The organism is Methanomicrobiales archaeon, assembly GCA_030019205.1.
Lineage (GTDB): Archaea > Halobacteriota > Methanomicrobia > Methanomicrobiales > JACTUA01 > JASEFH01.
On the sequence record JASEFH010000001.1, the window covers coordinates 198,309 to 219,364 of the forward strand.

The 21,056-nt window shown below is 60.7% G+C and carries 23 protein-coding genes; 12 read left to right on the plus strand and 11 right to left on the minus strand.

Going from position 1 to position 21,056, the window contains the following annotated elements:
- Window positions 1–14 precede the first annotated feature (14 nt).
- Both radA and QMC96_00975 read left to right on the plus strand, forming a co-directional pair.
- Window positions 15–995: a DNA repair and recombination protein RadA gene (gene radA, locus QMC96_00970; GenBank protein ID MDI6875329.1), complete on the plus strand. Its 981-nt coding sequence runs from the start codon at window positions 15–17 to the stop codon at window positions 993–995.
- On the plus strand, window positions 989–1,690 hold the full coding sequence (locus QMC96_00975) for a phosphoglycolate phosphatase (protein ID MDI6875330.1): 702 nt from the start codon (window positions 989–991) through the stop codon (window positions 1,688–1,690). Before radA ends, QMC96_00975 begins: the two co-directional genes overlap by 7 nt.
- 921 nt (window positions 1,691–2,611) lie before the next feature.
- Here QMC96_00975 and QMC96_00980 read toward each other — a convergent pair.
- From QMC96_00980 to QMC96_00990, 3 genes are all read right to left on the minus strand, one after another.
- A complete protein-coding gene (locus QMC96_00980) occupies window positions 2,612–2,863 on the minus strand; it encodes a PRC-barrel domain-containing protein (GenBank protein MDI6875331.1) in 252 nt (83 codons plus the stop codon).
- Window positions 2,864–2,948: 85 nt separating this feature from the next.
- Window positions 2,949–3,158, minus strand: coding sequence for a histone family protein (locus tag QMC96_00985; protein ID MDI6875332.1), 210 nt, complete (start codon window positions 3,156–3,158; stop codon window positions 2,949–2,951).
- A 139-nt stretch (window positions 3,159–3,297) separates the two neighbouring features.
- Window positions 3,298–4,176, minus strand: a complete 879-nt coding sequence (locus tag QMC96_00990) for a CBS domain-containing protein (GenBank protein ID MDI6875333.1) — start codon at window positions 4,174–4,176, stop codon at window positions 3,298–3,300.
- Between the two features lie 46 nt (window positions 4,177–4,222).
- On the opposite strand from QMC96_00990, the gene QMC96_00995 reads away from it, so the two are divergent.
- Entirely contained in the window at window positions 4,223–5,167 is a 945-nt protein-coding gene (locus QMC96_00995; GenBank protein MDI6875334.1) for a 50S ribosome-binding GTPase, read from the plus strand.
- Here QMC96_00995 and QMC96_01000 read toward each other — a convergent pair.
- Window positions 5,130–6,032 (minus strand): presenilin family intramembrane aspartyl protease PSH, encoded by a 903-nt coding sequence (locus QMC96_01000; protein ID MDI6875335.1) that lies wholly within the window; start codon window positions 6,030–6,032, stop codon window positions 5,130–5,132. The genes QMC96_00995 and QMC96_01000 overlap by 38 nt on opposite strands.
- 57 nt (window positions 6,033–6,089) lie before the next feature.
- Between QMC96_01000 and QMC96_01005 the strand changes: the two genes are divergently transcribed.
- The 4 genes from QMC96_01005 to QMC96_01020 all read left to right on the plus strand — a co-directional run bounded on the left by QMC96_01005 (window position 6,090) and on the right by QMC96_01020 (window position 8,778).
- Complete coding sequence (locus QMC96_01005) at window positions 6,090–6,404, plus strand: hypothetical protein (protein ID MDI6875336.1); 315 nt, start codon at window positions 6,090–6,092, stop codon at window positions 6,402–6,404.
- A 28-nt stretch (window positions 6,405–6,432) separates the two neighbouring features.
- Window positions 6,433–7,434, plus strand: a complete 1,002-nt coding sequence (gene fen, locus QMC96_01010; protein MDI6875337.1) for a flap endonuclease-1 — start codon at window positions 6,433–6,435, stop codon at window positions 7,432–7,434.
- A gap of 150 nt (window positions 7,435–7,584) precedes the next feature.
- Window positions 7,585–7,989: a hypothetical protein gene (locus tag QMC96_01015; GenBank protein ID MDI6875338.1), complete on the plus strand. Its 405-nt coding sequence runs from the start codon at window positions 7,585–7,587 to the stop codon at window positions 7,987–7,989.
- A gap of 225 nt (window positions 7,990–8,214) precedes the next feature.
- The gene (locus QMC96_01020; GenBank protein ID MDI6875339.1) at window positions 8,215–8,778 is read left to right on the plus strand and encodes a hypothetical protein; all 564 of its coding nucleotides are present in this window, start codon (window positions 8,215–8,217) and stop codon (window positions 8,776–8,778) included.
- Window positions 8,779–8,793: 15 nt separating this feature from the next.
- Here the strand turns inward: QMC96_01020 and QMC96_01025 are convergent, their stop codons facing one another.
- The 7 genes from QMC96_01025 to QMC96_01055 all read right to left on the minus strand — a co-directional run bounded on the left by QMC96_01025 (window position 8,794) and on the right by QMC96_01055 (window position 15,158).
- A complete protein-coding gene (locus QMC96_01025) occupies window positions 8,794–9,387 on the minus strand; it encodes a CDP-alcohol phosphatidyltransferase family protein (protein MDI6875340.1) in 594 nt (197 codons plus the stop codon).
- Window positions 9,384–9,893, minus strand: a complete 510-nt coding sequence (locus QMC96_01030; protein MDI6875341.1) for an adenylate kinase family protein — start codon at window positions 9,891–9,893, stop codon at window positions 9,384–9,386. Before QMC96_01030 ends, QMC96_01025 begins: the two co-directional genes overlap by 4 nt.
- Window positions 9,890–10,945, minus strand: coding sequence for a histidinol-phosphate transaminase (gene hisC / locus QMC96_01035; protein ID MDI6875342.1), 1,056 nt, complete (start codon window positions 10,943–10,945; stop codon window positions 9,890–9,892). Before hisC ends, QMC96_01030 begins: the two co-directional genes overlap by 4 nt.
- Entirely contained in the window at window positions 10,929–12,065 is a 1,137-nt protein-coding gene (locus QMC96_01040; GenBank protein MDI6875343.1) for an acetylornithine/succinylornithine family transaminase, read from the minus strand. The genes hisC and QMC96_01040 overlap by 17 nt, the downstream gene beginning before the upstream one ends.
- Before the next feature lie 16 nt (window positions 12,066–12,081).
- Entirely contained in the window at window positions 12,082–13,002 is a 921-nt protein-coding gene (guaA, locus tag QMC96_01045) for a glutamine-hydrolyzing GMP synthase (protein MDI6875344.1), read from the minus strand.
- Window positions 13,003–13,006: 4 nt separating this feature from the next.
- A complete protein-coding gene (gene pyrG / locus QMC96_01050; GenBank protein ID MDI6875345.1) occupies window positions 13,007–14,593 on the minus strand; it encodes a CTP synthase (glutamine hydrolyzing) in 1,587 nt (528 codons plus the stop codon).
- Window positions 14,594–14,708: 115 nt separating this feature from the next.
- Window positions 14,709–15,158: a PaaI family thioesterase gene (locus QMC96_01055; protein ID MDI6875346.1), complete on the minus strand. Its 450-nt coding sequence runs from the start codon at window positions 15,156–15,158 to the stop codon at window positions 14,709–14,711.
- Window positions 15,159–15,325: 167 nt separating this feature from the next.
- Between QMC96_01055 and QMC96_01060 the strand changes: the two genes are divergently transcribed.
- From QMC96_01060 to QMC96_01080, 5 genes are all read left to right on the plus strand, one after another.
- Window positions 15,326–15,739, plus strand: coding sequence for a hypothetical protein (locus QMC96_01060; protein ID MDI6875347.1), 414 nt, complete (start codon window positions 15,326–15,328; stop codon window positions 15,737–15,739).
- A 617-nt stretch (window positions 15,740–16,356) separates the two neighbouring features.
- A complete protein-coding gene (locus QMC96_01065; GenBank protein ID MDI6875348.1) occupies window positions 16,357–16,587 on the plus strand; it encodes a hypothetical protein in 231 nt (76 codons plus the stop codon).
- 19 nt (window positions 16,588–16,606) lie between these two features.
- On the plus strand, window positions 16,607–17,305 hold the full coding sequence (locus QMC96_01070) for a glycosyltransferase family 2 protein (protein ID MDI6875349.1): 699 nt from the start codon (window positions 16,607–16,609) through the stop codon (window positions 17,303–17,305).
- Between the two features lie 269 nt (window positions 17,306–17,574).
- Entirely contained in the window at window positions 17,575–18,051 is a 477-nt protein-coding gene (locus tag QMC96_01075; protein MDI6875350.1) for a response regulator, read from the plus strand.
- Window positions 18,038–20,233 carry a PAS domain S-box protein gene (locus QMC96_01080; GenBank protein ID MDI6875351.1) on the plus strand — a complete coding sequence of 732 codons (2,196 nt, stop codon included), beginning with the start codon at window positions 18,038–18,040 and terminating at the stop codon, window positions 20,231–20,233. The genes QMC96_01075 and QMC96_01080 overlap by 14 nt, the downstream gene beginning before the upstream one ends.
- Window positions 20,234–21,056 lie beyond the last annotated feature (823 nt).

A 21,056-nucleotide genomic window follows, 5' to 3' on the forward strand; every position in this document is an offset into this window, starting at 1 on the left:
GGTAGATGATACGAATGTCTGCAACCACGTATCTGGAAGATCTCCCCGGTGTTGGACCCACAACTGCGGATAAACTGCGGGATGCGGGTTTCAGCACCATCGAGAGCATTGCCACCGCCTCCCCTGCGGAGCTGGCCGAAGCCGCGGAGATCGGAGAGTCCACGGCGAAGAAGATCATCAAGGCTGCCCGCGAAGTGGCCGACATCGGCGGGTTCAAGACGGGTAAGGATGTGTTCGAGCAGAGGAAGAATGTGCGGAAACTGAAGACCCTGGTGCCGGACCTCGACAACCTGCTCGGCGGAGGGATGGAGACGCAGGCCATCACCGAGCTCTACGGGGAGTTCGGGTCCGGGAAGAGCCAGATCGTTCACCAGATGGCGGTGAACGTCCAGCTTCCCGAGGAAGTCGGCGGGCTCGCGGGAAGTGCGCTGTTCATCGACACCGAGAACACCTTCCGTCCCGAGAGGATCGAGCAGATGGTGAACGGCCTGAACGGGCTCGGCATCGAGATCGGGAGTCCGGAGGAGTTCCTGAGCAATATCCAGGTGGCGCGGGCGCTCACGTCCGATCACCAGATGCTCCTCATCGAGACCGCCCGTGAACTTGCTGCCGAATTGAAGGGTAGCGACAGGCCCATCCGCCTCTTCATCGTGGACTCGCTGACCTCGCACTTCCGGGCGGAGTATGCGGGGCGGGGAACTCTGGCGTCGCGGCAGCAGAAGCTGAACCGGCACATGCACGAGCTCTTCAAGCTGGTGGACGAACACAACGCCGTGGCACTGGTCACCAACCAGGTCATGTCCAACCCGGGTGTCTTCTTCGGGGATCCCACCAAGCCCATCGGAGGGAACATCGTGGGGCATACGGCGACGTTCCGTCTCTACCTGCGGAAGAGCAAAGGGGGGAAGCGGATCGCCAGGCTGGTGGACAGTCCCAACCTGCCGGAAGGCGAGGCGACATTCATGGTTGAGCAGTCAGGGCTCAAACCATGTTAAAAGCCATCATATGCGACATCGATGGTACATTGACTGATCGACGCCGCAGGATCAGTTCCGCTGCCATCGAGTGTCTCCGCAGTCTCCTCGACCAAGGCATCGAAGTGACGCTGGCAAGCGGCAACACCGCCTGCTTCATGGACGCCGTATCCAAGATGATCGGCACTTCAGGAACGTTCATTGCCGAAAATGGCGGCGTGTTCCGTGTCGGCTACGATGGAGACCTCCATATTTTTGGGGATCAGTCGCTGGCCTGGGATGCTTTTCGGAGGCTTGAGGCCCACTTTGGACCGCAGGGGAAGAGGCTGAACCTCTACAGCCCCAACTATCGGTTTTCCGACGTCGCATTCGGTCCGACGGTGGACGTGGGCGAGGTGCGCAGCGTCCTGTCCGATTTTCCCATACGCGTGGTGCATACCGGATTTGCCATACACCTGCTCTCTCCCGACCTCAACAAGGGGATCGCCCTGACCCGGCTTGCCCGCGCAATGGGGCTCGAGAGCCGTGAGTTCATGGCAATCGGGGATTCGGAGAACGACACCGAGATGCTGGCGGCAGCCGGAATCGGGATTGCCGTTGCGAACGCCCATCCCGAGGCGAAGGGTGCGGCGGCATGGGTGACATCAAAACCGTTCGGCGAGGGAGTGGTCGAGGCGATCGCGAAGTACCGGCATCTGTTCGCGATGGATCGCTGACGATCCGCATTGCCGATTCCGCTACCGTCGTCCTGTCGGGCGGAAACTTTTTTTTATGACGATTCCTGACGGAGGACGGAGTTCCTGCCGCCCGGATCGAAGGGCTGTCCTTTTTCCCGGGGCAAGAACCCTCTCCGGTGGCCGGGAGGCGCCCCCATCCGCGGGGCGGAGCGGTGCCCTCCTCTGCAGCAGCACCCGCCCGACTGTACCGGTGCGCGGGCGAGCGGTCCATGCAGACTCTTTCGATCCGCATCCGACACCGTGGCCGGTTCTCCCTGCGATGGGAGAGCCGGAATCCCCTCCGCGAAAAATGCCGTGTCTCACCGGAGGGCTCGCCGGGGCGGTCTGGAAGCGGATGATAGGTTGAAGCAATGTTTTTTATATAACTAAGTACTATAACATCGCGTTTATTTTACTGCAACACGCTCCACGCATCTAAAGGGGGTGGCGGGGGAATGAAGAAACTCGTCCTGGAATCTCCGACCCAGACTCCGATTGAACCGATGTGCGATACCTGCCGGTGGAAGATCCACGTGGAAAAACCGATGCCTGTTCAGAGCCGCAGACATCATCGCACCCCGATCACCTGGATCTCTGCATGGTGCACCTGCCCTCACATCCTGCCGGATCGGATGCCGGCAAACCATAGCAAACCACTCCGCCTCGCATTCCGATTGTGCAGGAACCACAACTACGAGCCACTGGGCGGGAATCCAGCCGACTGAGCTCCATTCGCAGGGGGAATAAAACGGAGCAGCCCCCTCCCCTCCGGAGGCGTGAGCGAGGAGTCGCAACAGATCTTCTTACACCATAACGCCGCATCCCGGAGGGATGCCGCCCGCCGTATCCCCGGACGTTGTGGAGGAATGGTCGAAAAAAGCGGCAAAATTAACCGTCCCGCCGCAAAAAGCACATATCGGATTATTTCTTGGATAGATAGCGGTCGACGACGATATAGTCCTTGATGTCCTTCACGGCTTCGAAGGGGATGAACATGCGGTCCCCATCCATGCGGTAGCCTTCCGTATTGAAAGACGGATCCGGCTTGACGATCAGGTCCACCACCTGCCCGGACTCCAGATCCACCATGATATTTTTCAGCGTGCCGATGACCATTCCGTCATTGCTCATAATTTTCTTTCTCGCAAGGGCGCGGGAGAAGGTTCTACTCATATACAGAAAAAGGGTACTTATTACTATTTAAATTGTTGTGATTCGGTATTTTTTGGTGAAATCTGGTTGTATTTGCCCGAATTTTCTACCTTACAGTCTCCACAGCCATACGGATGTCGGGCGCTTTAACAGTCTTCCTCCCTGCATGACTGGCCAGCTTGATCGCTTCTTTTGCAATCCTGTTCGCATACTCCTCCATGATCGAAGCAAGCTCCTCGGCTGCATCCGCACTGACACGTTCCGCTCCCGCGTTTTTAATGATCCTGCCGACAGGCGCATGGGGTAACTCTGCCATTGTTTCATCCACTCCTGGAATCCGGCAACCCTCTCATCCCGAACGGCTGCCAGAGGTCGTTGGACACAGAATAGAGATTCCAATATATATACTTAACTCCGTGAGCGGCATGGTACGCGTCCCCTGGAGGAGAAAAGAATTACAGGGAGGGGAGTATCCGGATGATATCGGTCTGGGTGAGAATGCCTATTGGCTTGTCGTTCTCCGTTACGATCAGTCGACCGATCTCCCTCTCCTTGAACCTTTTTATCACTTCGAACAGGCGGGTACTGGAAGGAGCGCTGACCACGTCGGTCGTCATCACTTCGCGGATGGATGTGTCCATGGCTTTGCCCTGCCGAAGCGCATCGGCAACATCCGTCAGCGTGATGATCCCCTTGAGCGCATCCCCGTCCATGACAGGGGCTCCATGAACGCGATGAAGCGAAAAGAGGCGTATCGCATCCTCGAGTGTGGCGCCGATGGGAAGCGAGATGAGGGGGGAGCTCATGTAGTGCCGGATCGGTTTCTTGGGGAGCGACACCATCTCGGAGATGGAGACGAGAAGAACCTGCTTCACCTCGTCCTTGCCGATGATCTCCCCTCGGATGAGGAGTTTGTTGACGGGGGTAGGGCCGATCGTTATCCGTTCTCCGATCTCCAGCGATCGGATGCTTCCGATGACCTTCACGTCGGCATGGCAGAGATCGGGGTGGCAGAGCGTGGTGAAGTCGATCTCGCTGACCCGAACCCCCTGCACCGGATTCCCGTTCCGCTGGATGGGAACGTTTGCCTCCTGCTCGTAGTTCGTGAGATTGAGTTCCCGATAGGCCAGACCTGTCGGGACATACCCCCCCTTGGGGCCCGGCACACCATCCACTAGACCAATCGCCTTCAGCGCCTGCATCTGGTTCCGGACCGTGCCCGGATTCCGCTTCAGCACCTCTGCTATCTCTTCCCCCTTGATCGCGTGAGAGTGATGGTGGTACAGGGTGATGAGCGTGATCAGGATCTCCCTCTGAATGAGCGATAAATCCATAATGATTGATCATCTTAGTTTGCCATACATAAATGGGTTGTGCCGCGTGGAATTCGAGAGTATACCAACCGTGCCGACCGCCGATGAAGTCCTCGACAGAAGTCTGCGGCGGGCGGCAAAGAAGATGAAGGATAAACGGAACAGGGACCGTGCGAACGAGGAGTTCGTTCGATCCATCGCACAGGCGGTGCACGACCGCCTCGACGACATCGTCCACAGATTTCCATCCATCGATTCGGTCCCCCCCTTCTACCGAGATATGGTGGACATCCTGTTCGGTGTGGGCAGCGTGAAAAAGTCGCTCGGCGCCGTGAGCTGGGCAGCGAGAAGCGCAATGCAGGTCGGCATTGGCGAAGCCCGTCTGATGCGGCATGCCGAGGACACCCTCACTGTCCGCAGACGGGCGGTGGCACGGATCGCGTCCATCGTGCACCAGGTGGATGGAGATCTCCGTTACCTCAACGATGTTCGGAACGCACTTCGGGAACTGCCCGACATCCGGGACGAGTTCACGATCGTCGTGGCGGGATACCCGAACGTGGGCAAGTCCTCGTTCATCCGACGGGTGACCACTGCGGAGCCGGAGGTTGCGTCCTATCCCTTCACCACCAGAGGGATTCTGCTGGGCCACCGTACTGTCGGACGGGAGCGCGTGCAGTTCGTGGATACGCCGGGGATTCTGGACCGCCCGATGCAGGAGCGGAACCCGATCGAGAGGCAGGCGCTCTCCGCCCTGATGAACGTGGCGCATGCGGTGCTCTTCATTCTGGATGCCAGCGAGACCTGCGGGTATACTCTCGAAGAGCAGCGCCGCCTGCTGGAGGAGGTGGAGGGCATGGTCGCCGTCCCCCTGATCGTTGCCGTGAACAAGGCGGATATCCGACCCCTGCCCGGCTTCCTGAACATGTCCACCGAGACGGGGAGCGGGGTCGGTGAAGTCCTGGATGCGATCCTCACACAAAGGGAACCCAGCCCCACGCCCCCGCGATAGCGCAACCCAGGAGGAACCCCCCGATGGTTCCGGCGTTGAGCGGCGGGAGTCCGGCCTGGGGACGCCCCCGACTGACGAAGTGCATCAGCACGGCAAGCCCGACGAACGAGCCGGCCATCGCCCCGAGGGCGGGAATAGTCAGGATCACCGTTGTCTCCCCGCGCAGGAAGACGTTAGCCGAGACGACGAGGATGGTGGGCATGATCAGGTCACCCATCCCCATGATGAACGCCCCGCGCTCCCCCTTCTGCATGGATACTCCCTCCCGCACAAACGAATAATCGGCTTTCTTCGGGATTACAAAGAGTATAGGGGCTTTCGTCTCCAGCACGCCTTCCGCAAGGGTGATCATGTGCCTCGTTCTGTACACCGAGATGGCATCGTAGACGGCGAGGAGGACGAGAAGGATCAGGACGGGGAGGATGGCAAGGGAGATGCCGAATATGGACGCAACCCCGGCAGCGATCAGGATCCCGAACGCATCGATGACATACCATTCCGGATACTTGTAAAGAATGACAGTTGCAATAATCGCAAACATTATAGAGAGTACGAAGCCCCAGAAGGTACCACCGGTAAGAATCGTGGCAATTGCAAGGAACACATAAAATAAGCTGGTTGCGATAGCAAATGCGATAAAGTACTTGATGAACCATTTCACTCGGACTCTGATTAAAATGAGCATTATCGCAGTCATCACCAGTAAAAAAAAGATAAATATTAAAGAATTTTCAACAGCCGAAGGATCCTCAAATGCCATCGCCCCGCTCTCCTGTAGGGGTGAAGAGAGTAGAAGCGCCAAAATCTCGACCGCAATCAGCAGGGCGGGCATGCCGAGGAACGGTAACAATTTCTGTATGTCCATGTCTTCTACCAATCCATTATAGTTAGCTTAATTAATGAATCCTTGTTATCTAAATTCATGGAGATTCGCGAATTCGTTGGAGACATCGTGCTGACCCTGATAATGGTCATCTCCACCCTGGCACTCGTCTGGCGTGTCTGGCAGGATCTGATCATCGCTCTATCCGCCACCTTTTTAATGCTCTCGCTCGGTGGACTGTTCCTCTCCCTGGGCATGAAGATCCACCACCTCGATAACAACGTCATCGCGCGGGAGAGAACCATGCGGGTCAATCTCGAGGAGATATCGGATATGATGGGCAGGAAGTACGAGAACACCGTCAGCCACATCGACAGCATCGTGCAGGACCTGTCGAAGAGGATGTATCGGTGATCGTGCACAAACCTGCAGTATCCGTGTCATGGGCGTCGCTATCCGGGATATCCTGATCGAGTACAAGAAGACGGTGGGGTGGGAGACCCTCTCGGGCGTTGCCGCCATCGATGCGAACAACGCCCTCTACCAGTTTCTCTCGATCATCCGACAGCCCGACGGAACGCCCCTGATGGACAGTAAAGGGCGTGTCACATCCCACCTCTCCGGCATATTTTTCCGGACCCTCAACTTCATGGAGAAGGGGATAAACCCGGTCTACATCTTCGACGGCACGCCTCCCCGTTTCAAGGCGGAGACGATCGAACAGCGCAGGGAGATCCGGAGGGCGGCTGGAGAGCGCTGGAGGGAAGCGCTCTCGCTCGGGGACATGGACGAAGCCTACCGGCAGGCCCGTTCTTCGTCGCGCGTCGACGATCTCGTTCTGGAGAGTGCCAAAGAGCTTCTCACCCTGATGGGAATCCCCTGGATCCAGGCGCCGAGCGAGGGTGAGGCTCAGGCTGCCTGGATGGTGGAGCAGGGTGCAGCCAGTTATGCCGTCTCGCAGGACAACGACGCCCTCCTCTTCGGCGCGCCGGTGCTTGTTCGGAACCTGACCATCAGCGGGCGGAGAAAGGTGCGGGGCCGATCGGTCGTTGTCTCCCCGGAACGCATCGTTCTGGCCGATGTGCTGAAAGGACTCTCGATCACCCGCGAGCAGCTGATCGACATCGGCATCCTCGTAGGAACGGATTTCAATCCCGGGGTTCGCGGGATCGGGCCGAAGACCGCCCTCAAGCTGGTGCTGAAAGGGGAGGCTGATGCAGCGCTGAAGGAGCACCTTCCCGATCTCGATCCCGGCCCGATCCGTGCATTCTTCATTCACCCGCCGGTGGAGAGTCGGTACGACCTGGCGTGGAATCCGCCGGATGCGGAGGGGGTCCTCTCCATGCTGGTGGACCGTTACGACTTCACCGAGGGGCGCGTGCAGGCCGCTCTCGCGAAACTCCGCGAGAGCAGCGGCCAGAAGACACTCGACCGCTGGTTCTGACCGATCGACGAATCCTGTTCCAATGGTACAGTGGCAAGGAATCGTCACGTTTTGGGTATGTTATTCATTTTATTTGCAAAATTCTATCGAAATTTCAGAATTAAAGATTATACAAACTATATATACAACCTGTTACAACCAATTCCATGCATGAGACTGCTGGATCGGCTGATGAAACTGTTCATCGCCTCGATGTTCGCTGGAGCCCTGATGCGATGCGCCGTCCCCCTGGACCTCGATCTCTTCGGCATCGGTCTGGACTTCATGTACAACGTCATATGCCTGCAGCATGCCGGATTGTCCCCGGAGACTGCGGTAGCGGGGGACTACACGATCTCACTGATGATCCTTCCCATCGCCCTGATCCCCTTCCTGTATGCGGCGCTCAACGGCAGGTGGAGCGTCGCATCCTACCTGACAGGCTTCTTCGCCGGTTACTCCGTCACGGACTACCTGCGATTGGGCTCCCCCCTGGCTCTGATCACGGGGCTCGCCTTCTTCGGGATGGGCGTGTTCCTGGTGCTATTTTCACGCTCGCTGAAAATTCGAGGTTAGAGAGACCATCACGGTAACCGCCATCGCACCGGGCCCTCTCGATGGATCCCGGGGCAGAGACACGGGGTTGCTGGAGCGAGAGAGAGCGGGAGGGCAGAGCGCAGGACTCGCTGCATTCTCCCCCCATTCCGTCCGTATCGTGGATATGCTTATCTCTCACCTCCCCCAAATGGTACGGAGAGGCTGCTGCCTGAGTCGATCGCACCCCGATCGAGGAGAAGCACGATGGTGCAGGAAAAGCCATCCATTGCCTGGATCATTCTGTCGAAAACGATCGGAATCATTCTCTTCCTGGTCGTCCTTGCGATCATAACACTCCTTGCCGGCCATGTGAACGCGCCGCTTTTCAGTGCCATCGTGGGGTTTCTATGGCTGAATGCGGGGCTTCTCGTCTTTATTGCCGTCATGTTCCTGATCGCCGAGGTTTTTTCCGCATTTGCTTTTCCGCTGAATCTGCCGGCGCCTTTCTTCTCTGCCACCGCAAGCATTTTCCTGGTCGCGTTTCTCTTCCGCATCTTCCGCTTCGTGGACGAGCTCTACAATCTCGACGTATTCCGGGTGCTGGAGTTCGTAGAACCCCTGGTCTATCCGTTCCTCTTCCTGGGTGTGCTGATCTTCGGGTACATCGATATCTTCTCCCGTCTCTCCGGAGATCGATCGGACGAGGGGAGGAGGCAGCCGGAGAGGGCTCCGGCGGAGGGTAAGACCTGGGAGGAGATAGGCAGGGAGTTCCGCGGGGCGATCTACGATGCCATTCATCGGGTGCGGGAAGAGATCAACCGCAGATGATCTCCCGTCTCCCTTCTAGATCCTCCGGATGACGTAGATGAATCTCTGGGCTGCGGTGGCGTGACCCAGGATGCCGAAGAATATGAGCAGCCACCCCAGGTAGGGCAACCCGAATACCCCCGCGGGGATGAGGACATCCAGCACGCCGGCGATGAGGATCAGAACCAGCCGATCCGCCCTTCCGAGAATCCCGCCGTAGTAGCGGCCGACACCCACCGCCTGCGCCTGCGTGCCCAGATAGGATGCCATCAGCACACCGGTGAGGGCGAATATGCCTATCTCCCAGGGAGCGGCGCCTCCCGCAAATATGCCGGTGATGATGAAGATGTCCGCGTAGCGATCGATGACATGATCCAGGAAGTCACCCTTCTTCCCGTCCACCATCAGAGCTCGCGCGAGCGCTCCGTCGAGCGCATCGAAGAGGGCATTCACGCCCACGAGCGCCACCGCGAGGGGGATCTGCTGTGCGTAGAAGGCGAAACCGGCCAGGAAGGCGGCAAGGAACGATGCGACGCTGAAGGCATTGGGGGTGATGCCTGCCCACCGGCAGGCCGCGATCAGCGGTCGCAGCATCACCCCCGTATACGGCCGCAGGCGATCCAGCGTCATCGTCGCATCACGTACTCCGACCAGTCGAGCGTTCCGCAGGATGGAGCAACCCTTCCCGCGAGGAACCCCTCGATCCTGTCCGCGGCATCCGCCGGCGAGAGCATCGTGGTGTCGATCTCGAGGATATGCTCCGGGGGATGGCGCTCGACCGTCTCGATCAGGATCACGTCGAGCGCCTCTGCCTCGACGTTCTCGTCGATCTTCGCCTTCGGATAGCCCCGCTTCTCCAGACGCTCCCGCAGCACATCGGGTCGGCAGCGGAGCACCACCACCCGGTCGCAGGGGAGAAAGTGCGCGAGGAGCCCCTCCACGAACCCCTCCACCGGAGGAAACTCTTCCGCAAAACGCTCCTCATCGACGACCGCGGTCATCCGATCGATATCCTCTTCGCAGACATAACTCCCGATTTCATCCACTAGGCGGACGACACGATGCCCCCTGTCCTCCAGCTCCCGAGCGACACTGGATTTCCCGGTCCCGGGAACGCCGGTAATGCCCACCATCATAGCCGATTCATCTCTTCCAGGAACCGTTCGTTCTCCCATGCATCGCCGATGCTCACGCGGATATAGTGATCACCGAGCATGGGAAAACTGGTGCAGGAGCGCACGAGCACCCCCCTGGCTGCCAGCCTCTCCATCACCGCATCCCCCGTGTGCGGGCGCACGTCCACCAGGACGAAATTGGCCTCCGAGGGGAAGGTGGGGAAGTTCACGCGGTCCCGAACGATCTCCCTCCATGCCCTCACATGAGCCCGCGTCCGCTCTACGAGATCCCGATCGGCAAGGGCCCCCTCGGCGGCTGCCGCGGTCACCGCGTTCACGGCAAACGGGGTCGCCGCTTTGCGGTAGTACGGCAGGAGCCAGGCAGGCATGAACGCATACCCCAGGCGGAGGCCGGCGAGGGCGTAAATCTTCGACATCGTGCGGCCGATCACAAGATTGTCATGGTCCTTCAGGAGCGGCAGATAATCGGTCTCCGAGAACTCGACGTATGCATTGTCAAGGAAGAGCAGTCCGTCGATGCTCTTCAGGATCTCCTCTACCGCCTCGACGGGGGTGAGGGTTCCCGTGGGATTGTTGGGAGTGCAGAGAAAGGCGATCTTTGCCCCCCGGCAGGCATCGACGAACGCCGCAACGTCCACCGAGAAGTCCTTACGGCGGGGTACTGTGCGGATGGACGCCCCCTGCGCTGTAGCGGCAACGCCGTAGAAGGAGAAGGTCGGTGTTGCGATGACGACCGTGTCGCCGGGGTCCACGAGCGTTCTCATCAGCGTCTCGATGACACCGTCCATACCGTTCCCGATCGCTACCGGATAGTCCCCATGCAATCTTTTGAGAGCGCGGCAGAGCGATTCGGGCACCTCCGGCGGATACCGGTTTGCCCGGCGCATCGCCTGCACCGCACGCTCGATGGCGAGGGGGGAGGGCGGGAACGGGCTCTCGTTCGATGCCAGGCGCGCACAGCGGGTGTGACCGGCTGCACGCGCTATCTCTTCGGCCCGGGTCGCGTAGACGTAGCCGCCTCCCGTAAAGCACGACCTAACCAGTCGCCGCATGGATGACCTCGATCGCCCTGTCGATCTCCTCGTTCTGGATGACCAGTGGAGGTACAAGGCGGAGATTGCCGTCGGCGGCGCAGTTGACGAGAAGTCCGGCATCCATACAGCGCTGCTGCACCTCGGGGCAGCGCTCCCCGATCGAGATGCCGATCATCAGGCCCCGCACGCGCGGACGGCAGGCGGCAAGACCCCGGCGGAACCGTTCGCCTTTTGCTGGAATCTCCGGGAGGAGATCCTCGATCACGCCGATGGTGGCGAGCGCAGCCGCACATGCGATCGGCCCGCCGGCAAAGGTGCTTCCATGGTCGCCCTTCTTGAAGAGGAGCCCCTCCCTGGCGACCATGGCACCGATGGGAAATCCGCTGGCAAGCCCTTTTGCCAGCGTCACGATGTCCGGTTCCACCCGCTCCTGCTGGATGGCGAGCCAGCTCCCTGTCCGACCCATCCCGCTCTGCACCTCGTCGACGATCAGGAGGGCTCCGGTATCGTCGCAGATCTCCCGCAGGCCGGCGATGAAGCCCTCCGGCGGGAGGATGACGCCCGCCTCCCCCTGGACGGGCTCCACGAAGATGCCGGCGGTATCGGCATCCACGGCCTTTCGCACGGCCTCCAGATCCCCGTACGGCAGGAAGGTGCAGCGGGGCTCGAGCGGCTCGAACGGCTCCCGGATCGCAGGCTTATGGGTGACAGCAAGCCCGCCGAGGGTTCTGCCGTGGAAACCGTGGTCGAATGCAACGAACTTCTTCCTCTTCGTGGCGATCCGCGCGAGCTTGATCGCTGCCTCTGTCGCCTCCGTACCGGAGTTGGTCAGGAAGACACGAGAGAGGGCGGTGATCTCCGCCAGTTTCCGCGCCAGCTCCCCCTGATGCGGCACGTAGTACAGATTGGAGCAGTGGATCAGCTCCCGCGCCTGATCGCAGATCGCCTTCACCACTGCCGGATGACAGTGTCCCGTGCTGCAGACCGCTATTCCGGCGACGCAGTCGATGTACTCCCTTCCTTCCGAATCCCAGACGCGGGAGCCCCGCCCGCGCACGATCTGGATCGCCCGCGAGAACGTGGGCTGGTAGTAGCGGGACTCGAGCTCCGTAAAAGAGTGAACCGGATAATCTGCCATGATAACCTCTTCCTCCTCATTCGTACTCGATCGTCGCCGGGGGTTTGGGGGTGACGTCGTAGACCACCCGCGCGACCTCCGGAATCTCCGAGGCGATGCGGGAGCCGATCCGAACCAGCTCCGCAAAAGGCACGTCCAGCGGATCGGCGGTCATGCCATCCCTCGAGTTCACCGCGCGGATGGCCACGATCCAGCCGTGGCAGCGGATGTCGCCCTTGACGCCGGTGCCGCGTCCGAGAAGCGCGGCAAAGCACTGCCAGGGCCGATACGTCTCAACGAGCTCCTCCTCGGCGATCGCGTTCGCCTCCCGAACGACGGCGATCTTCTCCGGCGTCACCTCGCCGATCACGCGCACAGCCAGACCCGGTCCCGGGAACGGCATCCTGTGCCGGATCTCCGCCGGCAGTCCTAGGGCGCCCGCGATCTCCCGCACCTCGTCCTTGTAGAGATCGCGGAGCGGCTCGATGATTCTCTCGAACTCGATGCGGAGCGGCATCCCCCCGACGTTGTGGTGGCTCTTGATGCCTCCCTCGCTCTCGATCCGATCCGGATAGATGGTGCCCTGCAGGAGGTGCCGTGCTCCGCTTCGTTTCGCCTCGCGCTCGAATATGCGGATGAATCTCTCCCCGATCACCTTCCGTTTCTCCTCGGGATCGGTCACCCCGCGGAGGGCGGAGAAGAACTCGCCCCCCGCATCCACGACGACCGGATTGAGCTCTTGGAAGGTCTCCCGAATCCTATCGGTCTCACCCTTCCGCATGAGGCCGGTATCCACGTAGATCGGGATCAGCCGATCGCCGATCGCCCGGGCGCCGAGACTGGCGCAGACGGAGCTGTCGACTCCCCCGGAGAGGGCCATCACGACCTTTTCGCCGGCGGAGGCGTTCCGGATCTCTTCAACTGCCCTGTCGATGAACTTCTCTGCATTCACGGGCATCACCTCACCGCTGGTACCCCCGCTGCCTATCCAGGCAGGCCCTCACAAAACCCAGGAAGGGGGGCGAGGGGGTGGTCGGCCGCGAACGGAACTCGGGGTGGAACTGCGTCGCCAGGAAGAACGGATGATCCGGAATCTCGCAGATCTCCACCCGATCGCCGTTCGATCCGGAGAATACCAGCCCGCCCTCCTCCATGTCGTCGATGTGGACCGGGTTCACCTCGTAACGGTGGCGATGCCGCTCCACGATCTCCGCCTTCCCGTACAGGTGCATCGCGAGCGTGCCTTCCTTCAGGCGGACGGGGTAGTCCCCCAGGCGCATGGTGCCGCCGAGATCGTTCACTCCCTCCTGCTCCGGCAGGAGGGCGACGACGTGCCGCCCGTCGCCGAGCTCCTGGCTGGTCGCATCCCCCCAGCCGAGCGCGCCGCGTGCGTACTCCACCACCGCCAGCTGGAATCCGAAGCAGAGACCCAGGTAGGGCACCTTCTCACGGCGCGCATAGCCGATCGCCTGCAGTTTCCCTTCCATACCGCGGGTGCCGAATCCGCCGGGCACGAGAATGCCGTCCACATCGGAGAGATGGGCGGTATCGTAACTCTCCGCGTCCAGCCAGCGTATCTTGACCTCCGTCGACAGTGCGCGGCCGGCGTGCTTGAGCGCCTCCTTGACGCTGATGTAGACATCCTCGATGCCGTATTTGCTCACGATCGCGACCGTGATGCGGTTTGTGTACTCCCTCATTACCAGGCGGTACCACTCCGTGTCGGGTACTCTCTTCTCCAGGTTCAGGAGATCGGTGAGAACGTCGGCCAGCCCCTCCTTCTCCATCTCCATGGGGACCTGGTAAATATCCGGCACTGTGGTCGCGCTGATGACGCCTTTCTGGGGGACGTCGCAGAAGGCGGAGATCTTCTTCTTGGTTGCCAGACCGATCACGCGATCGCTGCGGGCAACGATGATATCCGGGGAGAGCCCCAGTTCCCGGAGCGCTTTCACCGAGTGCTGCGTCGGCTTGGTCTTGAGATCGCCCATCGTATCCACGGGGACGAGGGTTACGTGGATGAGAACGAGGTCGGCATCGGGGAGTTCTCCGCGCATCTGGCGGATCGCTTCCAGGAATGGCATACTCTCGATATCGCCCACGGTGCCGCCCACCTCGACGATGCAGATATCCGCGGTCTTGCCGTGATCCACTTCCTGCAGCGCCGCCCTCTGGATGCAGGAGCGGATCTCGTCGGTGATGTGAGGGATGATCTGAACGGTGCTCCCGAGGAAATCCCCTCTCCGTTCTTTTTCGATGACCGTGCGGTAGACCTTCCCCGTGGTGATGTTGTGGGAGGCGTTCAGGTTGATATCAAGGAACCTCTCGTAGTTGCCGAGATCGAGGTCGACCTCGCTGCCGTCGGAGAGGACGAAGACCTCTCCGTGCTGCGCAGGATTCATGGTGCCTGCATCGATATTGAGATAGGGGTCGATCTTCACCGCGGTCACTTCGTAACCGCGGTTTTTCAGGATTCGGCCAACCGATGCAGACGTGATGCCTTTTCCCAGGCCGCTCATCACGCCGCCGGTTACGACGATATACTTCAATTCCCTCACCTATACTTATTTATTCGCGGCGCTTCGGTATATATGCACGCCTTCCTGCAACTCCTATTCTCCAACCCCCGCCCGAAACGGCCGATGCGCGGGCAGCGTGCCCCTCTCACCCTCGTTCCGGTTCCTGCAGGATTGCAAACGATGCCGTGGTTCTCGCGAGGAGTTCCGCATCCCCGCCCTCGCGCCGCACCTCGCCCTCGGCAAATGCCACGCGCCGCCCTCTCCTCACCACCCTGCCGCGGGCGATCAGCCCCCCTTCCCGTGCACCGCGGATGAAGCTGGTGCTCTCGGAGATCGTCGCTACGCCCTCGCCGGGACCGAGTACGCTGTAGAGGGCCAGCGCCATCGCCTCGTCGGTGAGGGAGAGGTAGATACCGCCCTGCAGCCACCCCGCCCCGTTTGCCATATCGGGGCGTATCCGCATCGTCAGCTCGGCTTCGCCGCTACCGATCCGGCTGATCTCGATGCCCATCAGGCGGAAGAAGGGGTTTGCATCTCTTCCCCTTCTTCGGATCAACTCCAGATAGGAATCTTTTGCTGGTTCTGACGGTTCCATGCTCTCCTCCTGTACTCTGTCGCAGGATCCTATTAACTTCCCTCGATCGATGGCGGCAGCCTTTCTGGATGGGACAACCGCCAGGTATTTATGGGACCGGTGCCCAGCAGACTTCCGGGGCTGTTGGCAGCGCCCTCCGGCAGGGGGGAGCCGCTGACGGAGGCTGTATGGCGGGGAGATCCGAATACATAGCCGCGATTGTCGTCAACGTCGTCATCCTGTACATAGCGAACAATCTCCTCTTCTGGGGCATCCCGTTCGTGACCGATGCCTGGAACCAGGTGCTCCCTGTCCTTGACCTCGCGCTCGTTGCCGCGATCGTCGCTAACCTCATCTTCCTGGCGTACGATCCCTTCCTCCTCCGGGAGACTGCGAAGATCCTCCTGGATATATTCGGTATCGCCGTCCTCTATACCGTGTACCGGGTATTCCCCTTCGATTTCTCTTCGCTGGCGGGTGCCGGTATCGTCACGCTTGCGGTTCGGATCGCCCTGATCCTGGGCGTTGCCGCGACCGTTGTCGCAATACTCGTGCGGGTCGTTCGCATCCTCTTCCGGCGTCCGCCGGGTGCCGCACGATAGCGGCATCGATACCATAGGACCATCGTTTCCCGTGGGATCCCGCACATACGATCTCACGGTCGCATGGGGGTCGTGTACCCCCCGGGGAATGGAGAAGGAGATCGCATCGTTCGGAGGCCCCGCACCTATCGTGCCCCGGGATGGGGGGCACGGACATTCCTGCGTGACTTCTTCAGCAAGCAGTCCTGCAACATCTTCCCGGCGAGGCATGCACGCAAATCGACCCCCTGTTCCGGGGAGGTCCGACCGCGCAGCGGGACGGGGATATCGCCCGCATCCGCTCCTGAAACGACCCGAATGCTCCTCCCGGTACACGAAGGATCCGGCACCCGCTGCTCGGGGCGCAATCTAGAGGGATCGGCGTCGATTCCTCTTCACTATCGGATGGTTCACTATCGGATGGACGTCAGCGGGAGCCCGCCCCCTGTCGTTATTCCCGCGGCCGGACGCCACCCGCTGGAGAGAGGTTGCCTGCCTTCCCGCCCATGCAGTCCTTTCCGGCTCGAGCCTGCTGCCGACGCGACCGTCCGAAGGGGGATGCGCGGGCGGTCCTGGACAGGACGAAGATCTCTGCCATCGGTGACCATTAATTGATCGCGCGTCGTTCTGTAGTACATATGGAGAGCGGTACTATCGAGGAGATGCTCTCGGATCTCCTCTGGCTGAACGCCCTCATCGCCACGGAGCTGATCCAGATCACCGAGAACACGTCCGCGCTGCTCAGAAAGGCGCCGCCACCGGCACGGTGCCTGGAGGAGCACCTTGCGTTGCGGAGGCAGGCGCTCGCGATTGCCGAGAAGTACGGAGGGAGTGCAGCCCTGCGGCAGCACCTGGAGGGTCACCGCTAGCACCATCCCGCGGGAGAACATGACCGTCAGGGAGACCGACTGCACTCTGGTGGTTCCGGCGTACAACGAGGAGAGGCGAATCCACCACCTTCTCAGCGAAGAACTGGTAAGGTTCACAGGTGAGATTATCCTCGTCTGCGACGGTACGGACGATACGGCGGCAGTTGCAGAGGAGTTCGCGCGATCGCAACCCGCGCTGCACCTGCGATGTCTCTCGTTCCGCGAACGGCAGGGAAAGGGGGGAGCCGTGATCGCCGGCCTGCGGGAGGCGGAGAGGCCGTATGTCGGATTCATGGATGCAGACGGTTCTACGTCCCTTCGCGAGATGAAACGGCTCTTCGCGGGTCTGGAGAAGTATGACGGCCTGATCGGTTCCCGATGGCTGCCGGAGTCCGTCATCCCCGAACCGCAGCCCCTGACCCGCAGGCTGCAGAGCCGCCTCTTCAACCTCCTGGTGAGAGTCATCTTCTCGTTGCCTTACAGCGATACGCAGTGCGGAGCGAAGGCCTTCAGGATGACCGCGCTGCGGGATATTCTCCCCGCAGTGCGGTCACGGGGATTCACGTTCGATGTGGAACTCCTCTGGAGGATGCGACAGAAGGGGTGCAGAGTCGGAGAACTGGCAATCGAGTGGAGCAATCGCGGGGAATCCAAGGTGGGGGGATCCGATGGGATCCGCATGTTCAAGGAGCTGCTTGAGATCCGGTTCGGACGGTGATAGCGCTTTGACCCGCGGTCTCCGTTTCGGGACGGGCGCACGGGAGGGCGGGAGACCCATATGCCGGTCCTGCGTTCAGGCCCGCCCCGCACGGCAGTCCTGGCCAGATCCGAAGAGGGAACTGGAGGGAGGGGATCGGGGCATGGCGGAGGCTGGCCGCGGGGATGTGCGGAGGATTCCGCGAACACGGGGAGTCGTACCGGCAGCGGTAGGGGATCACTATTTTACTTCGCAGTACCATTAAATCATGAACCCAGGAAATCGGGAGTGTGACGGTGAAACCTATCGAGATTCTCCTCATCGAGGATAACCCGGCAGATGTCCGCCTCACCATCGAGGCGCTCCGGGATGCACGTATCCCCAACAATCTGAACATCGTCGGGGATGGGGTGGAGGCGATGGCATACCTGCACAGGGAGGGGAGGTACGCCCGGGTTCCGACGCCGGACCTGATCCTTCTCGACCTGAACCTCCCCCGGAAGGACGGCAGAGAGGTGCTTGCGGAGATCAAGTCCGACGAGTATCTGCGGCATATTCCGGTGGTGGCACTCACGACATCGCAGGCGGAAGAGGATGTTATCCGCGCCTACGACCTGCACGTCAACTGCTTCATCACCAAACCCCCGGACCTGGATCAGTTCTTTCGCGTCGTCCGATCGATAGAGGAGTTCTGGCTGACCGTTGTTCGGCTGCCGAGAAAGGAGAGGTATGCCAATGAGAGGAAGAACGAGGGTGCTTCTGGTTGAGGACGACCGTGCGAACGCGCGGTTGATCATGGAGATGCTCAAGGAGGTGCCGGAATCGCCCTTTGTCCTGCAGCATGCAGAATGCCTCGCCGATGGGCTGGCACTCCTGGATACCGGAGAGATCGATGTCGTGCTCCTGGACCTGATGCTTCCCGACAGCATGCGGCTCGACACGGTCCGGCGGATGATCGAGCACGCGCCGGAGGTCCCCATCGTCGTGCTCACGACGCTCCACGACGTGGAGACGGGCATCGAGGCCGTTCAGGCCGGTGCCCAGGACTACCTCTTCAAAGGCGAGGTGGACAGTGCGCTCCTGGCACGCTCCCTGAAGTATGCGATGGAGAGGAAACGGATCCTGGAGGCCCTGAAGGACTCGGAGGCCCGATACCGCACCATCTTCGAGACCACGGGCACGGCAACCATCATCCTCGAGCCGGATCTGACCATTGCGATGGTGAACCGTGAGTTCGAGGTGATCATGGGTTACACCAAGGAGGAGGTGCAGGGCAGGAAGACGTGGAAGCAGTTGATCCCGAAAGGGCATTCGGATCGGCTCTCGGAGCACTATGAAGCGCTCCTGAAGGATCCGGCCTCCGGCATGCTCCCCCCCTGCGAATGCAAAGCGGTCGACCGGAACGGATTCGTCCACGACTTCATCATCACTCTCTCCCTCATTCCCGGAACGGAGCGGTGCGTGGTATCGCTCCTGGATATCACCGAGAGGAAGAGGCTGGAAGAGAAGGAGAAGGAGTATATACGCGATAGGACGTTCCTGTCGCGATCCGCCCTGAAGTTCGTGACACTCTCCTCCGCGGAACAGATCTTCCGCCACTTCGGCGAGCAGCTGCAGCGGCGGATCCGGAACTCTGTCGTTCTGGTGGGCAGTTACAGTCCGGAGCATCGGCGGCTGCAGATCCTCGCCGTTTCGGGGATGAAAAAGCACGACAATCCCCGCCTGCAGGCGATGGAGAAGGTCTTCGAGGGTCTGTCGTTCCAGCTCTCGGACCTGGCAAGACGCAAGAGCATGAAAGGCACGCTCACGAAGATGCGGGGCGGGTTCCAGAAGCTCGCCGCCAACAGCGTGCCGCCCGGTGTCCTCTCGCTCATAGAGACGTATCTCAAGAATAGAACCCTCTACCTCGTCGGATTCACGGCGGGAGAGGAGCTTCTGGGGGTCACCATCATCATGGTGGAGAAAGGGTCCAACCTGGGAGACAAGTCCGTCATCGAGACGTTCATCAACCAGGCTTCCGTGGCACTCCAGCGCAAGCTCGCTGAAGAGGAGCTGGAATCCACGAAGTCACGTCTGCAGCGGCTGCTGGTGGCGAGTCCGGCTGCCATCTACAGCGCAGACATCCAGGATCAGGGCCACTTTGTCTATACCTACATGAGCGACAACATCAAGCAGGTGATCGGTTACGAGCCCCAGGAGATCATCGGGAGCCAGAAGTTCTGGCAGCAGCAGATCTTCCCGGAGGATAAAAAACAGTTCCTGGCGGAGGACCTCCCCCGCCTCTATCGGGAGGGCTCCATCAACACAGAGTACAGGTTCAAGGGCAAAGACGGATCGTTCCGCTGGATTCAGGACGAGATGCGTCTGGTGTGCGATTCCGATGGAAACCCGTGCGAGGTGGTCGGTTATCTGATCGACATCACCGAGCGGAAGCAGATCGAAGAGGCTCTGATGATCAAGCACAGCGCAATGGCCTCGGCCATGGAGCCGATGATCCTCCTCGATCACGAGATGTGCCTGGTGTACGTGAACGATGCCACCGTCTCTCTGTGGGGGTGCTCCGACATGGACGAGGTGATCGGCAGGCAGCTCGAGGAGTTCGTGGGGCCCCGGGCGAAGTACCAGCGGATGGTGAAGACCGTCATCGAGGAGGGAAGCTATCGGGGAGAGTTCACGGGCTACAAGAATGACGGTTCGCAGTTCGATGCCCGCGTGGCCATCAACACCGTCCGGGACGATCTGGGCATCACCTGCTATGTCGCCACCATCGAGGACATCACCGAGCAGAAGGAGGTGGAGCGGGAGTCAAAGAAGTACCGGTCCATGCTGGAGAAGATGGTGGTGAAGCGCAGCACCGAGCTGACTGAAGCCCAGAAGCGGCTGAAAGAAGAGATCAGCCGCCGGAAACAGCTCGAAAAAGCGCTGAAAAAAGAGAAAGAGGCTGTGTGAGGGATCGGCCGATCGATTCCCGTACGCCGTTACACCCTCCCGGCCGATCCCGAAGAGGACCTTCGAGGCCGCCTTCACACCATTTTCAGAACCGCTGCCTGTCACCATCGGGGTTCAGGCGGAGCGGCATCCGGCGCGATGCCGCCGCGGGGGAGGCGGCACTCTTCCGGTCTCCGCTGCCGGAGAGTATTCGACCGGAAAGGCCTGCAGATAACCGGGCACACCTCCGGGCACGAAGGCGACGTGGGAGAGCGCCGTCACGCACCCTGGAAAGCGATCTCTGTGGCGCGTACGGGAGAGAGTGAATCGGCACGGATCGATCTCTCGTCCCTCTCTCCGCACATGCGCTCCATCCCGCACCGTCCCGGGAGTCCGGAAGGGTACACAGGGAGAGCGGGGGAGAGCAGCTGAGCGGCGGAGATGAGCGGAGGTACGCCTCTTCTCTTCGGCACAGGCAGGAACGATGCAGGGATCGCAGCCGCCAGCAGAGATCAGCAGGGATCCTGTCCGGACCACCGTTCGCTTTGGGGGGGAGGCGCAGGGTGATGCGCGCTCCCTCTCCCGGGTATTACGATGCGCCTGGGACGAAAAGTGCGGAGGTCGAGCGCATGAATCCATCTCCCACGCCGGCCGGGCGTTTACGGAGGGGGCAGGGTCCTGGGGATGGGATTTCAGGATACCCGTAGGGGTGGTCACTCCGCACCCGTGCCCGTGCGTCAGGATGACGGGCGAACCGGCGTGACCGCCTCCGCCGATCACCGCATCGCGCCTCGGCTGCACCGTCGAAACGATGCCGGCTCTTTGAACCAACGAAGGAGACCCG